Here is a 14540-nt window from a genome sequence, read left to right on the forward strand (position 1 = left end):
AGGCATTGTTGAAGCTCCTCACTTCGGCTACGCTTAGTGACCTTGCTTTTACTTTACTTAGTAGATTGTATCACACTATATATCTATATACTATATAGTGAGAGCGACTGGCGAAAGCGTGACCCTTTGTATTTTATTTAAAAAGACAAAGGGAAAACCCATTAGGTCTTTGGTCTTTGGTCTTTGGTGTTAGGTCTTTGGTGTTGGGGGTTGGGGGTTGGGGGTTGGGGGTTGGAACTTTAATCTATTATAGAAAAGAACGAAGACTATTTCTTTTTTTGTGTTTTCCCAGACCATTTGTCTGTTAATTCAATATAGGAAAATGGTAAGGCTGATGGTTGCCTTTTTAACTGATTGTTATTGAATGCCCTTTGAAGAATGTCTTCTATAAGGTAATCTTCATGATTGGAATCTGGTTTGAATTCTTTTTTTAATGAGATGTCAAATAGATTTGCTGTAGCATTGTACCAGAAGGCTTTCCAGCCACTTCGTAATCGCTTTACTAATTTGAATGCCGTTTCACCCGTTTGTCGATGAATTAGTTTTACCAGTATTTGCCCTTCCGTTTTGGTGAGCTTTTTTAGTTTAGCTGTTAGTTCATCTTCAATGAACTTTTGTACTCTTCTTGTGTATTTTCTACGTTTTGATTTGGAATCTATTTTGTTGAGTCGCTCATTTAGTTTCAGTAAACGCTCTGCCGCTAATGTAGCATATGGATATACTTTGAGTGTTTTTCTTCGTAGAATTAGATAGCGAATGCGTTCTTCTTTTGAAGCGAATTTTAATTTGTTTAGCACAAGTACCTCATCTAATTCTATAGCAGTGCGTGCAATGGTATCGCCTTCAATGAGATATTGCTCCACTTTTGTAGTGTCTTGCGTAAAAATTTGTGCTTGACTCACAAAAGAAATTAATAATATGATAAGACTTATCTTTTTCATGGGGCTATTAAAAATTCTTTCAATTTTATATCAAATGTAATAATTCGTTCTGTTATAACTATAAAATCTGTTTTAATATTATTATTTTCGTTTGAATTAATTTAAAATTTATGGCAAAAAAGAAAATTATTAATAAAAAGTCAATGACTTTTTTAGAAAAATATTTGAATAATGCAGCTCCAACAGGTTACGAATGGAATGGACAGAAGATTTGGATGGATTATTTGAAACCTTATGTAGACGAATTTATTACTGATTCTTATGGAACTGCTGTCGGAGTTATTAATCCGAAAGCAAAATATAAGGTTGTGATTGAAGGTCATGCTGATGAGATTTCGTGGTATGTAAATTATATTACTGATAACGGATTGCTATATGTGATTCGAAATGGAGGAAGTGATCATCAGATTGCGCCTTCTAAATGGGTAAATATTCATACTAAGAAAGGAATTGTTAAAGGAGTTTTTGGTTGGCCAGCTATTCATACAAGAAATAGAGCTAAAGAAGAACCTCCAAAAATGGACAATATTTTTATCGATGTTGGATGCACTAATAAGAAAGAAGTTGAAGCATTAGGTGTACATGTAGGTTGCGTGATTACGTATCCAGATGAATTCCATGTTTTGAATAAGGATAAGTTTGTTTGTAGAGCTATTGATAATAGAGCGGGTGGATTTATGATTGCTGAAGTAGCTCGTTTGTTACATGAAAATAAGGTGAAGTTGCCTTTTGGATTGTATGTTACAAATTCTGTACAAGAAGAAATTGGTTTGCGTGGTGCTGAAATGATTACACAAACCATTCAGCCAGATGTTGCCATTGTGACGGATGTTTGCCACGATACTACAACTCCAATGATTAATAAGAAGACGCAAGGTGAGACAAAAATGGGCGATGGACCTGTGATTTCGTATGCGCCTGCTGTACAGAATAAATTACGTGAACGAATCATAGAAACAGCCGAAAAGAAGAATATTCCTTTTCAACGTATGGCTTCTAGTCGTTCTACAGGAACCGATACAGATGCTTTTGCTTATAGTAATGGTGGTGTTCCTTCTGCGTTGATTTCGCTTCCGCTACGTTATATGCATACTACTGTAGAAACTGTACATAAAAATGATGTTGAGAATGTAATTCGTTTGATTTATGAAACATTGTTAACGATTAAAGACGGAGAAACGTTTAGTTATTTTGAATAGGTTGTAAATAAGTATTGAGAATTGAGTATTGAGAAGTCCTAGCGATATTATATAGAAGTATCTCAATCTCTTTATTATATAGATTATAGAAACTATACATTATATATGAATAAGGCTTTCAAAATTTGAAAGCCTTATTTTTTAAGAACGCCTCTTTATTATTACCCCAGAAGAGACGTTCTAACTAAAAAAACTAAATAATGTTTCTTTAACCTAAGTATGCATTAGCAGTTCTGCAGTAATCAATATTGTTGTCCTTTTATTAAACTTCATCATCTGTAAAGAACTACTAATACATCACGAAGGCTTAATATCCAGCATTTTGTTGTGTGTCTGGACACGCATTGATTTGATTTTGCGGAATCGGTAATACCAATTCATTCGCATCAAAAGAAAAGCCTTCAATGGTGAATTGTCTTCTTTTGAAATCATGCAAATATTGTCCTTCAAAAGCTAATTCAGAGATTCTTTCCGTCAATACACTATTAATGGTAGCAGCTATACTAGGCAATCCAACTCTGGTTCGCACAGCATCTAAATCTTGTTGTGGTGTTGCTCCAACCGAAGTTCCCAGTTCTAAGTTTGCTTCTGCTCTTGTTAATAGTAGTTCTGGCAATCGTACCATTTGTACATTTCCAAATTGATTGTACCATTTGGTTGTATAGTTTCCTATAATCATAGCCACATTTGAATTTGCATTTAGTCCTCTGTTTTGAGAGGTTAAGAAATTGGTAAAAGGATCCGTGATTCGTACATCACCTCTTCCTCCTTGTACACTTGGTGCCCAAAAAGTATTCATTCCGTTTACTCCATCAATTTCTGATACTTGTATTGAAAAGATATCTTCGGACGTATTTGCATCTTGTGCAAAAGCAAATCTGTAAGTAGGAACAAGACTTGCTCCTGAATCATTGATAGCATTGTTTGCAGCATCTCTGGCGCCTGCATAGTTGCCCGTTTGTAAATATACTCTTGCCAATACTGCATTTACAGTTGCTTTGTTTGCATATATTCCATTGTTGGATGGAACTAATGTGCTTGCTGCTGTTAAATCTGCTAAGACTCTATCGTATACTTGTTCTACCGTGCTTCTTGCATTACAATCGGAAGCAATATCGCCTCCATTAAAAGGACTTGCTTCTGTTTTGAGTACAATTCCTAAATTGGTACTTGCATTGCCATCACTGTATGGTTTTGCGAATAGTTTTACCAATTCGAAGTGAATGAGTGCTCTTGCAAAAAGTGCTTCGCCTTCTACTCTATCTCGATCTGCTTCATTAACAACATCAATAGCTTCTAGCACTAAATTTGCCCTGTTTATAGTACTGTAACCTACATTAAATATGTTATTGACTCTACTGTTTGTTGTTAGTATTTGTTTGTTTATAATTTGACGTGGATCATTGAAGGTTCCGCCAAATGTTATTCTTCCATCTGCAGCTAATAATTCAGGGACAAAAATTAAATCGCCTCCAAGTAAAGCTGTACTTGACATTGTATTGTACACGCCGTTCAGCGCTCCAATTACTTTTTCGTTACTATTTAATGCACTGCTTGCGCTTAGTGTATTTAAAGGTTCTACCTCTACATAATCTTCACATGAAAATGATAGATATGCAATGATGACCATGAAATAGTTTATATATTTATTTTTTATCTGTTTCATCTTCTTATGTTTTAAAATCCAACTTTTACTCCTAGTGTTACTGTTTTTGCTTGCGGTGCTGAATAGAAGTCTACACCCTGAAATACATTACTTCCATTTGCTAAAAAGTCTGTACTTACTTCTGGATCCCATCCATCATATTTGGTGAATGTTAATAGGTTTTGTCCTGTTACATAGATTCGCAAGTCTGTCAACTTTATTTTTTCTAATAGTTTTGGACTGAAATTGTAGCCTAAAGAGATAGTTTTTAATCGTATATACGAACCATCTTGTAAAAATCTACTTGATGATGCAGTTCCGTTTCCTCCTACTAGTCTTGGTTGCGGAATATCTGTGTTTGGATTTTCTGGTGTCCAGTAGTTTAATTCGCTAGCCAATTGATTGTCTATAAAATCTCCTCCAACCATGAATCCGTCAGCAGCTCTGTGAATTTTGTTTCCTTGTACGATATTGAATAGAAAATTAAGATCGAAATTTTTATATTGAAATCGATTGCTGATTCCTGCAACCCAGTCTGGATTTGGACTTCCTAATACTTTAAAGTTTGCAGCATTTGGATCATTTGTTGTATCGCCAGAACCATCATTCAGAAAATATAATGCATCTCCATTGTTGGGATCGACACCTGCATATTCTCTTCCATAAAATACACCGATAGGTTCTCCTTCAATAAGCGCATTCATGTAGCTATCGTTGGTACTTAAAATTGGTTGCCCGTTAATCAGTTTTGTGACTTTGTTTTCGTTTTTAGCAAAATTGACATTCGTTTCCCATTTAAAATCCTCACTATCTACATTTACAGTATTTAAGGTAATTTCAAATCCTTTGTTTTCTATGTTTCCAACATTTGCCGAAAACCCTGTAAAACCAGAAGTAGCATCAATAGGTCTTCTTTGAATTAAGTCTTTTGTTTGCTTGTTGTAATAGTTGAGTTCAAGATTGATTCTGTTGTCTAAAAACCCTAATTCTAAACCAACATCAAACGTAGAAGTCGTTTCCCAGGATAAATCATTGTTTGCCAATTGTGTTGGCGACAATCCTGCCAATTTATTATACGCTACTGGAGAGAATAAAGCCAAACTAGGGAATCCGTTAAAGTTATTTCCGCTGATTCCGTAGCTACTTCTCAATTTCATAAAACTAAGTGTTTTTGAACCTTTTAAGAATGATTCTTCAGAAATTTTCCAAGCTCCAGAAATTGCTGGAAAAAATACACCTTCATCAAAAGCTGAACTTTTATCATATCTTCCTGTAAATCCTACAATATATTTATTGTTCAATTTATACGTTAATCTTCCAAAATAAGAGTAAAATCCGTTATCTGCTTGAGAACCTAATACGGCTGTAGGCACTGCTCCAGTTCCAGTTTGATCCAATCCTGAGATGAATCCTGTGGCGCTTCCACCTGCGATTTCAGTTCTTGTTTTTTGCGCTTCAGTTCCTAAGACTACATTTATATCGTGAATATCATTGAATGTTTTATCAATAGTAGCATAAATTTTTGGGGAGAATGTTTGAAACTTTGTGATCGTAGTTGATCCAAATCCTCCTGTAACTTCATTTCCTTGTGTGTTTGAATTTTGAAATGCAAATGCTTTTCGTGAACCTCGATCCAATCCGATTTCTCCACGAATGTTCAACCAATCGTTCAATTGATAATCTCCATATATATTTGCCAAAATTCTATCGGACGTATTGTTTCTTGTAGAGTTGGCATCTTCAATCAAAGCACTGTAATACCCACTAATGATGCTTCCGACTTGATCATAGCGAATTAAATCTCCATTTTCATTTCTAATCGGGGAAATTGGTGCTTGTGCCACTAATTGTATTGGCGTTGCAAATGCATTATCGCCTGCAACTGTATTGGTTTCCAATCGACTCAGTGTTGCGCTAATTCCGATGCGCATACGATCACTTACGGTATGTTCATAATTTAGAATTCCGTTCAATTTTTTTAAATCGTTTCCAATCAAAATTCCTTCTTGATGATCGTAAGATAGATTCGTATAAAATCTGCTTTTTTCAGTTCCGCCCGAAGCGCCAATACTAAATTGTAATAATTTGGCATTTCTAAAGGCTAAATCTTGCCAGTCAGTATCTACGTCTTGTCCTTGTGATAAGTCGCCAAGAATGGTATCTGCAAAGAAGTTTCCTGTATTATCTCCAAATGAATTTACGGCGGCAACTCTGAAAAAGTCTCGGTATTGCGCTGCATTCATATAATCTCTTAGATTTGTAGGTTCGCTGGTACCATTTTGAAAATCAATATTGAATCTGGTTTCTCCTTGTTTTCCTTTTTTTGTCGTAATTAGAATCACTCCATTAGCGCCTCTTGATCCATAAATAGCAGTTGCTGCAGCATCTTTAAGTACTTCTAACGATTCTACATTATTAAAATTGATGTCTCTAGTTCCGCCTGCAATCACCAAACCATCTACTACATATAAAGGTTCGTTATTTCCTCCAATAGAGTTGGTTCCACGAATTCTTACCTTGACAGCGCCATCAATTTTACCACTTTGACTTTCTATAAAAACACCAGAAGCTTTCCCTGAAAGTGCTTCTTGTATAGAAGCTACAGGCACATTATCTAACTGTTCGGGTTTAATTTTTGTAATGGCTCCCGTATTATCAACTTTACTAGATTTACCATATCCAACAATTAATACTTCACTTAATGACGTAACATCTTCTTGTAAAGTGACATTGATCACAGATGCATCTGTTACGACTTCTTCTTTCGTTTTAAATCCTACATAAGAAAACACTAATATGTCTCCATTTTTACAACTGATGCTGTAATTTCCATCAAAATCGGTTTGTGTTCCGGTAGTAGTTCCTTTCACAAGAACCGTAACTCCTAGTAATGGAGTTCCATTGTCATCTACAATGTTACCTGTAACATTTTTTTCTTGCGCTAATACTATACTGACATTAAACAGCAATAGCAAAAGCATTGTGATGTAATTCTTTTTCATTTAAATAACTTTTTTAGTTAGTATTCTTTTTAAAGGCTAAAAAAGTGATGTGAAGTTTATACGTACTCATTTGATTTTAATACGTGCGGGAATACAGTTTTAAAGATTGCATAAAGAATTCACGCTACTTTTTTCGCTTTCATAAAAGAACTACATCCTTTGTGTTTTTTGGGGAATCCCTATAGACGTTACCTTTACCGAAGAAAGTTTACCTCAATTTTACTTGTGAATGCTTCAGATGGTTTTGATATAAAGTAAGATTGCTGTAGTTTTAATACGATCGAAACCTAAAAGAGATAAAAATGCCTTTTCATGTTGAAGAAGAATATATACTACAAACTGAATCAGAGTTAAATGTGGTATTTCCTACCAAGTTTAAAAATAGAATGATGGAAGTAAATGGTGGAGAATTAATTATACGCAAACATGAGTTTGAATTGTATCCTTTTTTTGATAAATCTGATCGAAAAAGAATCAGTCGAACTTGCAATCATATTGTACTCGAAACTCATAATGCTCGTGAATGGAATGGTTTTCCTGAAAATGCCGTAGCTATTGGATCTGATGGATCTGGAAATCAAATCATATTAACTCATAATGGAGATGGAATTTTGACCGATGAAATTTATTTTTGGGATCACGAAGAAGGATTGATAAACAAAATTGCGGAGTCAATTCAGAAACTTTCTGTTGAAAATAATCATTCATTTTGGCAAAAAGTTAGATCGAAATTCAATTTATAAGCAAAAAAAGAACCTTCAACATACTATTGAAAGTCCTTATTTATTATATCTGAACAAAATTTACGCTACACGAAACATTTTTACATATTGTGAAGGTGTTTGCGAAAAATGCTTTTTAAACGATTTATTGAACGTCACTTTATTATTGAATCCAACTTCATAGGCAACATCAATAATGTTTAAGTTATGATGCACATCATCTTTCAATATTTGAGATGCTTCCGTAATTCGATATTGATTAATGAGTTCGAAAAAGTTCAATTCAAAATGCTCATTGATCACTTGAGACGTATTGTGCCTTGTGGTATTTAGCATTTTAGAAAGTCTTTCTAAGTTGATATCATTTTGTTTATAAATCTTTTCTTCATTTAATAAATACAAAAGCTGTTCTTTTAGCTCATGAGATAAACTGACTGTCAAACCTGAGTTTCTATATTTACTATTAATTCTAATCACATAACTATTGGTGATCACTTTTGGTTGAATATATGCCATATAACCTATATACAATACCATAGAAGTCATGACCCATATTTGAAAATGATATAAATATTCACTTTTAGGAATGATACGAATTACTGTTAAACAATAGAATGTAAAACTTACTATATATAATGTAATGAGTCCTACTAAATTTCGTTGCCATTTTTGTACACGTGCACTAATTTTAGGATTGTTTCGAATGTCTTTGTAGTACATTTTAAACACAAAATAGCCATATCCAAAAAGCAAAGTCAACTTCACAAATACCATTGGAGGCAAAAATGATTTATAGTCAATAGTGCTTGTGTCTAGCATTACTTTTAATTTTTCTTCTTCTGAAAGTACTATTATAGGAAGCAACACTAACATAATTACAATCGTAGGAATAAGATGTAATAGATGCTGTTTTTTAAATATATATTTCTTGGTAATACTTTTAAAATAGAAATATAGCAAGGGTCCATCTACAAATACAAATAGCGTTGACATGAATAAGGCATGCGGAAATCTGTATTTCAAATTAGAATCGTATAGAAACAAGTGCAATATAAACAGTGAGCGTATCAATATAAAAACGCTTATAAATATAATGGCGTTTCTATTTTTATTCCGCTTAAAGTTCATAACAATCGCAATAAAGAATCCTATCAATGCTGAAAATAAATAGAACAGATTGAATGCGGTAAAATTCAAACTATACTTTTTAAATACTTCTTGAAAAGGTGCTTCATGTTTAAATGCTCTAAATTCACTCGCGTGAACAAAGTTTACATCATGGCTTTTCTTTATATATGCATCTATACATACCGTCATTTGCTCCAGGTCACGATTTCGTGCATGTTGCAATGCTAGTTCTTTATAAATAGGAATACTATCTATAGAACTAGGTTTCAATTTTTGGCTGGCTACATCATAGAAATAGGGTGATTTCTTTGACGCAGTTTCCGTTAACTTTGTAAACTCCGTTTGATGGATAGGGGTATCTAGGTTGTGTCCAAAGACACATGTATTAGGGAATAAAAAAATAAGAACAAATACCATCAAACGTGTTATTTGATTTAATTCTTTCATAACAATACGATTTACTTAAATATACAACTTTATTCTTACAAAGCTTATCATTATAGTATCTCCCGATAAAACTTTACTCTTTTTTTACCAGTTATTTACTTCTTTAAAAGGAATTTCACAGAAATATACCTTACTACATAAAATTTTAAAACACACTTAATATCAAATATTTACATAAAAACATTGAAATAAATCTATCAGTTATTCGGAGGTTTTAATATAACAACAACTGAAAAGAGGAAAACTGATTGTATGCATTGCATGCAAAAATAAAAAAGTGCCTTTTACACATTGTTTATCAGTTAATTACAACTACCTACCTCAGCTATTTTTTTTATTTAAAATTTATAAATCTTAAATCGAAATTCATAAATCTTAAGAATCTGACTTTTTTTACGCTAATGACTTTGCATAGTTTTGATTCAAGTATTAACCATTAAAACTATTATTATGAAAAAAAAGAATTTAAAAGGATTGAAATTAAACAAGAAAAACATTTCTAGCGTAGGACAAGAAAAAGTAACTGGAGGATTTACTGCAGGACGTTGTACAATAGGATGTACCGATGGTTGCACACCAATTCAAACAGCATGGAATTGTACAAGAGGAAATTGTACAGGAAATTGTGGTGGTGGAAATTCTCTATTCATAGGATGTCCATTAGATCATGAAGATTAATTGATCGATATTGTTTAATTACAATGCTAAAAAAATAAAAGCGGCACCTTTACCAAGTGTCGCTTTTTGTTTTTGAAGACTAGCGTACTTTATTTTCTTCTTGTGTTTTTATTGAAGTATCAATTTATAAATTGCAATTACAACCTCTTTATTTATGCATATTTTTTGTCTAGTTTTAGATTATTATTAATCATTTAAAATGTATCAAAATGAAAAAAAAGAATCTACGTGGATTGCGTTTACAAAAGAAAAATATTTCTAATTTAAATCAAGAAAGTGTTACTGGTGGTTTTACCCGAGGAGGCTGTACAACGGGCTGTTCTGATGGCTGCACTCCTTTTCAAAGTAATTGGAATTGCACAGAAGGAAATTGTACGGGAGATTGCGGTAATGGATTATCTTTAAATATTAACCTTTGTAATTCCTTAGTTACAAACTGTGACAAACAATAGCATTTATATATTGTTTCCAAAGATAAAAACCGTCTCAAAACAAATTGAAACGGCTCTTTTAGTATATATATAAGAAAACTATCCTTTAATCTTCTTCTCTTTTACAGTTCCGTATTTATCAAATAAATAGACTAATGAAGTCATGGTGGCTGCACCCAATTCCAATTCACGTTTGTTAACTGCGTCAAAGGTATCGTTCGCTGCGTGATGGTGATCAAAATAACGCTGTGAATCTGGTCGTAAACCAGCCAATACAATTTGATTGTCTTTTAATGGGCCAATATCAGCACCACTTCCACCTTTTTCAAAATAGTGAATTAGATAAGGTTTGAAAAGTTTTCGCCAGCTTTCTACTTGTGCAAAATTTCCATCCGAACAATCAAAAGAAAATCCTCTTGGCGTAAATCCGCCTGCATCACTTTCGAGTGCAAATATGTGCTTCTCACCTTTTTCTTTGGCAACTTCGGCATATTTGCGTCCGCCGCGCAATCCGTTTTCTTCATTCATAAATAAAACGACTCTAATTGTTCTTTTTGGTTTGTATCCTGTTTCTTTCATCAAACGCAATACTTCCATACTTTGTACAACACCAGCACCATCATCATGCGAACCATCTCCTAAATCCCAAGAATCTAAATGTCCTCCAACAATGATAATTTCATTCGGAAACTCACTTCCTGTAATTTCACCAATGACATTGTGTGATACTGCATCATTAAATTGCTTGCAATGCATGGTAAATGAAAACGTCAGTTTTGGATTCTTCTTAAGTTTCGCACTCAACAATTCTGCACCATTCGTACTAATCGCTGCCGCAGGAATTCGATCTTCCACAGCAACATCTCCATAACTCATACTTCCTGTGTGTGGATAATCATCCAAACGCAAACTCATAGAACGTACTACAACTCCAACAGCTCCGTATTTTAAGGCTTCTTTTGCGCCACCATAACGCTGATCAACACAACCGCCATACGCTTGAAACGTACTGATGACGTCTGCTTGCATTGGACGATTGTAGAATACAATTTTTCCTTTGATTTTTTCTTCACCAAGTGCTGCTAAATCTTCCAAACCTTGTACTTCTATAATCTCGGCTTCTTCTCCACCAAATCGCGTTGCCACAGAACCCCCTAAAGCACAAATGGGTACTTTTATTCTTTCCGAACCATTCATAATATAGGCTTCTTCTGCTTGACCGCGTTCCCAATGTGGCACCATTACTTCTTGCAACCACACTTTATCTAAGCCTAATTTTTCCAATTCTGCTTTCGTGTATTGTACTGCTTTTGCGGCATTGGTGGAGCCCGAAAGTCGTCCGCCAATTTCATTTGATAAATGATCTAGCCACGCATAACTCTGTCCATTAAGTAATGAAGTTGAGTATACTTTTTTAAGTTGCTTTTCATCATTGCTTTGCGCAAAACTAATGGCGCTTGCTAGAAATATTAATACTAAAAATTTCTTCATATTAAATACTATTAACTTTTATTCAGATTCTAATTGTTTTTTATATTCTTCCAGATTTGCTTTGATATCATCGTCCAATTCAGGTTCATCAATATCAGTATATTCTTGTAAAGTATCATAGATAATTTTTGCTACGATATAACGTGCTGTAGGTTTGTCATCTGCTGGAATTGCAAACCAAGGTGCATGTGGTTTACTTGTTCTATTTAAAGCGTCTTCGTAACATTCTTGGTATTTATCCCAAAGCTTTCGCTCTTTTAAATCACCTGGTGAAAACTTCCAATTCTTTTCTTTGAGCTCTAAACGGCGAAGCAATCTGTTTTTTTGTTCATCTTTTGAAAGGTTCAAGAAAAACTTAAAGATAATCGTTCCATTTTCAGCAATGTGCTTTTCAAAATTGTTGATTTGCTCAAAACGTTTTGCCCAAAATTCATCATTTATATCTTCAACGGATTCTACACCGGGAATATTTTCTCCCATAATATAATACGGATGCACACGTGTTACTAATACATTTTCATAATGTGTTCTATTAAAAATAGAAAATTTTCCTCTTGCTGGCAATGCGATATAATGTCTCCACAAATAATCGTGCTTTAATTCCAATTCTGTGGGCACTTTAAAACTATGCACCACAATTCCACGTGTATTAAAATCTTTAAAGACCTCACGAATCATGCTATCTTTTCCTGCGGTATCCATACCTTGTATACAAATCAATACACCATATTTTCCATGTGCGTATAACGTATCTTGCAGCTTCCCTAAATCTTCTCGAAGATCTTCCAGCTCTTTTTTGATTTCTTTTTTAGATTCTCCTAAATCAAATTCAGTAGATAAATCACTTATTCTTACTGGATCAGTGATTTTAAAAGTATTGGTATCAAAATGCTTCATCTATTACTATTTTTCTTTGAAGGATAAATATACGGATTGTACTTCACTTTTTTTGTAGTTTAGCTGCTTCAAATTATTAGTATTGCATCATGAATAAGCAAAATTTAGCATTTATTTTCTTTTTGAGCCTGAGTTTATCTTTGTTTGCGCAAAGCGATCAAGATTCAATTCCTGCGTATGGCAAAAACGGAATTTCTAAACCTAGTATTCTCTCTACCAATCCGTTTGGTGTTTTTATTTCACGATTGAATCATAATTTTAAGTTGAAAGCTTCTCGCCGAATGGAAATCGATGTAGCGCTTGAAAGCGGAAATGTTTGGGGACCAAATGTGAAAACATATATTCCAAACGATCCTGCCATCCGAAGAGAAATGAGCAATATTGAATGGTTTAGCAGACAGTATTTTGTAGATGAAGAAACACTAGATGCTGGCTATTTTGAGATTGAAACGGATGGAGTTATCAAAGGATTACGAGCTAATTTGACCATTCCGACTACAAAAAATCAAGAATTAATTGTTGGATTAAGAGCGTTTGTATTAACCAATGGAAAGTTTCCCTTTTCGGCATTGACAACCGATCGTTTTATTGAGTTTTTTCATGATAATGTAGCTGGTGGCGATGATCCTTTTGACAGACGTGTTTTTGGATTGGACAAAGCGAAATTTTTATATACCGATCGTAATGGCAGAACGTTTGATCTTGGGAATGGCGATTTTTTAACTGCTGGAATTGAAACACATTATTACTACTATCCTACTTTTTTGAACGATAAAAAAATCTATTTCAATCTAGGAGCGCATATGGGAACCAATCTTTCTAAATACAATATGTCTATGGATTTTGGCGCTTCTGCAGCTGGTGTAAAACAGTTTGACATCAACGATCGTAATTTTGTGTTAGTCGGTTTGGGTGCTAATTTGCTTCGAAAAAATGCCGTCGATTTACAAAGTGATAATTTCGATTTTGGAACGAATGACTTTATCGGAAGCTTTGGAGTAAATGCAGAATACACCTTTGTTTCTAAAGGAAAAACCTATCATTCTTTTGGTTTAGATTATTATTTACAGACTAGTTTACATCAAAAAGACGAAGACGATTATAATATTTATGTACGTGATGAAGATTCTTTTAATTCATGGGGACACGGAACACGTCATTTATATCGCGATACTAATTACTGGACATTTGTATATACGTTTACACGAAAAATTTCAACTTCTTTTTATATCCAACAAGATTTTACTGTAAACAACAACCCTGATTTACAAACTGGAATTAGTGTAAAATTTGGAATTTAATTGTAGACGTGCTTTGCTGTTAGATTGTTAGACTTGCATACGCTCTTAGACGCGCGTTGCTTTTGGATTGTTAGATTTGCTTCGCATTAGATCGTTTTGTTCTTGGAAACGGTTTGCTTTTAGTATTTTGGAATCACTTTTCATACAAACTAATACGCTAACAAAACGTCACTACGAGGAGTTTACGACGTGGTAGCCTGTTTCTTAGTAAACCTTGAGTTTTGTTTGAAACAATTAATGATTTGTCAAATCAACAAAAAAACAAATTAACAATCGTTAATCATCAACTCTCCAAGGCGGATTTTTTCGATCTTCACCAGCTTTGAATAAGATCAAGCGATGTCCATCCAAATCTTTAAGATGTGCTTCACGCCAGTTCCATGATTTGTCTTCTGGTAAACTTGTAAATTCAATTCCTTTTCCTTGTAATGATGTTACTGTTTCATCTAGATTTTCATCTTCAAAATACAAGGTAATATTACTATTTTCAGCAACTTCTTCCACATGATGAATGGAAAACGTAGCATCACCATCGGGACATTCAAAACGCACATATCTAGGAAGTGCGTCTACAATGAGACGCAATCCTAGTTTTTTATAAAATTCAGTTGCTTTGGCAACATCGGTTGACGAAATCGTCACTTGATTTAAATTCATA

12 protein-coding genes are annotated in these 14540 nt (G+C 33.9%); 5 read left to right on the forward strand and 7 right to left on the reverse strand.

Translation table 11 applies throughout. From position 1 onward, the window contains the following. Positions 1-266: 266 nt before the first annotated feature. Positions 267-941 carry a DUF4294 domain-containing protein gene (locus Q0845_RS16510; RefSeq protein ID WP_298515507.1) on the reverse strand — a complete coding sequence of 225 codons (675 nt, stop codon included), beginning with the start codon at positions 939-941 and terminating at the stop codon, positions 267-269. Between the two features lie 110 nt (positions 942-1051). On the opposite strand from Q0845_RS16510, the gene Q0845_RS16515 reads away from it, so the two are divergent. After that, positions 1052-2140 carry a M42 family metallopeptidase gene (locus Q0845_RS16515; RefSeq protein ID WP_298515511.1) on the forward strand — a complete coding sequence of 363 codons (1089 nt, stop codon included), beginning with the start codon at positions 1052-1054 and terminating at the stop codon, positions 2138-2140. 307 nt (positions 2141-2447) lie between these two features. Here the strand turns inward: Q0845_RS16515 and Q0845_RS16520 are convergent, their stop codons facing one another. Together Q0845_RS16520 and Q0845_RS16525 are read right to left on the reverse strand one after the other, a co-directional pair. Next, complete coding sequence (locus Q0845_RS16520) at positions 2448-3806, reverse strand: RagB/SusD family nutrient uptake outer membrane protein (RefSeq protein ID WP_298515513.1); 1359 nt, start codon at positions 3804-3806, stop codon at positions 2448-2450. 11 nt (positions 3807-3817) lie between these two features. Further along, a complete protein-coding gene (locus tag Q0845_RS16525; protein ID WP_298515516.1) occupies positions 3818-6787 on the reverse strand; it encodes a TonB-dependent receptor in 2970 nt (989 codons plus the stop codon). Positions 6788-7089: 302 nt separating this feature from the next. Between Q0845_RS16525 and Q0845_RS16530 the strand changes: the two genes are divergently transcribed. Continuing rightward, positions 7090-7530 carry an SMI1/KNR4 family protein gene (locus Q0845_RS16530; RefSeq protein WP_298515520.1) on the forward strand — a complete coding sequence of 147 codons (441 nt, stop codon included), beginning with the start codon at positions 7090-7092 and terminating at the stop codon, positions 7528-7530. 60 nt (positions 7531-7590) lie between these two features. Here Q0845_RS16530 and Q0845_RS16535 read toward each other — a convergent pair whose 3' ends face one another. Next, positions 7591-9084, reverse strand: coding sequence for a helix-turn-helix transcriptional regulator (locus Q0845_RS16535; RefSeq protein ID WP_298515523.1), 1494 nt, complete (start codon positions 9082-9084; stop codon positions 7591-7593). Positions 9085-9534: 450 nt separating this feature from the next. Between Q0845_RS16535 and Q0845_RS16540 the strand changes: the two genes are divergently transcribed. Both Q0845_RS16540 and Q0845_RS16545 read left to right on the forward strand, forming a co-directional pair. After that, entirely contained in the window at positions 9535-9762 is a 228-nt protein-coding gene (locus Q0845_RS16540) for a hypothetical protein (RefSeq protein ID WP_298515525.1), read from the forward strand. A gap of 209 nt (positions 9763-9971) precedes the next feature. Next, positions 9972-10214, forward strand: coding sequence for a hypothetical protein (locus Q0845_RS16545; protein WP_298515527.1), 243 nt, complete (start codon positions 9972-9974; stop codon positions 10212-10214). Between the two features lie 78 nt (positions 10215-10292). Here the strand turns inward: Q0845_RS16545 and Q0845_RS16550 are convergent, their stop codons facing one another. Both Q0845_RS16550 and Q0845_RS16555 read right to left on the reverse strand, forming a co-directional pair. Then, the gene (locus tag Q0845_RS16550) at positions 10293-11684 is read right to left on the reverse strand and encodes a M28 family metallopeptidase (RefSeq protein WP_298515529.1); all 1392 of its coding nucleotides are present in this window, start codon (positions 11682-11684) and stop codon (positions 10293-10295) included. 18 nt (positions 11685-11702) lie between these two features. Further along, complete coding sequence (locus Q0845_RS16555; protein WP_298515532.1) at positions 11703-12581, reverse strand: PPK2 family polyphosphate kinase; 879 nt, start codon at positions 12579-12581, stop codon at positions 11703-11705. 89 nt (positions 12582-12670) lie between these two features. Between Q0845_RS16555 and Q0845_RS16560 the strand changes: the two genes are divergently transcribed. After that, on the forward strand, positions 12671-13882 hold the full coding sequence (locus Q0845_RS16560) for a hypothetical protein (protein WP_298515535.1): 1212 nt from the start codon (positions 12671-12673) through the stop codon (positions 13880-13882). A gap of 276 nt (positions 13883-14158) precedes the next feature. On the opposite strand, the gene Q0845_RS16565 is transcribed toward Q0845_RS16560, so the two are convergent. Then, positions 14159-14539: a VOC family protein gene (locus tag Q0845_RS16565; RefSeq protein ID WP_298515537.1), complete on the reverse strand. Its 381-nt coding sequence runs from the start codon at positions 14537-14539 to the stop codon at positions 14159-14161. Between the last annotated feature and the right edge of the window lies 1 nt (position 14540).

It is taken from the genome of uncultured Kordia sp., from assembly GCF_947489565.1.
Lineage (GTDB): Bacteria > Bacteroidota > Bacteroidia > Flavobacteriales > Flavobacteriaceae > Kordia.

Excerpts from the sequence above, each read along its gene's own strand:
- Q0845_RS16510 (WP_298515507.1), bottom strand. The coding sequence starts at position 941 with ATGAAAAAGATAAGTCTTATCATATTATTAATTTCTTTTGTGAGTCAA.
- Q0845_RS16515 (WP_298515511.1), top strand. The coding sequence starts at position 1,052 with ATGGCAAAAAAGAAAATTATTAATAAAAAGTCAATGACTTTTTTAGAA.
- Q0845_RS16520 (WP_298515513.1), bottom strand. The coding sequence starts at position 3,806 with ATGAAACAGATAAAAAATAAATATATAAACTATTTCATGGTCATCATT.
- Q0845_RS16525 (WP_298515516.1), bottom strand. The coding sequence starts at position 6,787 with ATGAAAAAGAATTACATCACAATGCTTTTGCTATTGCTGTTTAATGTC.
- Q0845_RS16530 (WP_298515520.1), top strand. The coding sequence starts at position 7,090 with ATGCCTTTTCATGTTGAAGAAGAATATATACTACAAACTGAATCAGAG.
- Q0845_RS16535 (WP_298515523.1), bottom strand. The coding sequence starts at position 9,084 with ATGAAAGAATTAAATCAAATAACACGTTTGATGGTATTTGTTCTTATT.
- Q0845_RS16540 (WP_298515525.1), top strand. The coding sequence starts at position 9,535 with ATGAAAAAAAAGAATTTAAAAGGATTGAAATTAAACAAGAAAAACATT.
- Q0845_RS16545 (WP_298515527.1), top strand. The coding sequence starts at position 9,972 with ATGAAAAAAAAGAATCTACGTGGATTGCGTTTACAAAAGAAAAATATT.
- Q0845_RS16550 (WP_298515529.1), bottom strand. The coding sequence starts at position 11,684 with ATGAAGAAATTTTTAGTATTAATATTTCTAGCAAGCGCCATTAGTTTT.
- Q0845_RS16555 (WP_298515532.1), bottom strand. The coding sequence starts at position 12,581 with ATGAAGCATTTTGATACCAATACTTTTAAAATCACTGATCCAGTAAGA.
- Q0845_RS16560 (WP_298515535.1), top strand. The coding sequence starts at position 12,671 with ATGAATAAGCAAAATTTAGCATTTATTTTCTTTTTGAGCCTGAGTTTA.
- Q0845_RS16565 (WP_298515537.1), bottom strand. The coding sequence starts at position 14,539 with ATGAATTTAAATCAAGTGACGATTTCGTCAACCGATGTTGCCAAAGCA.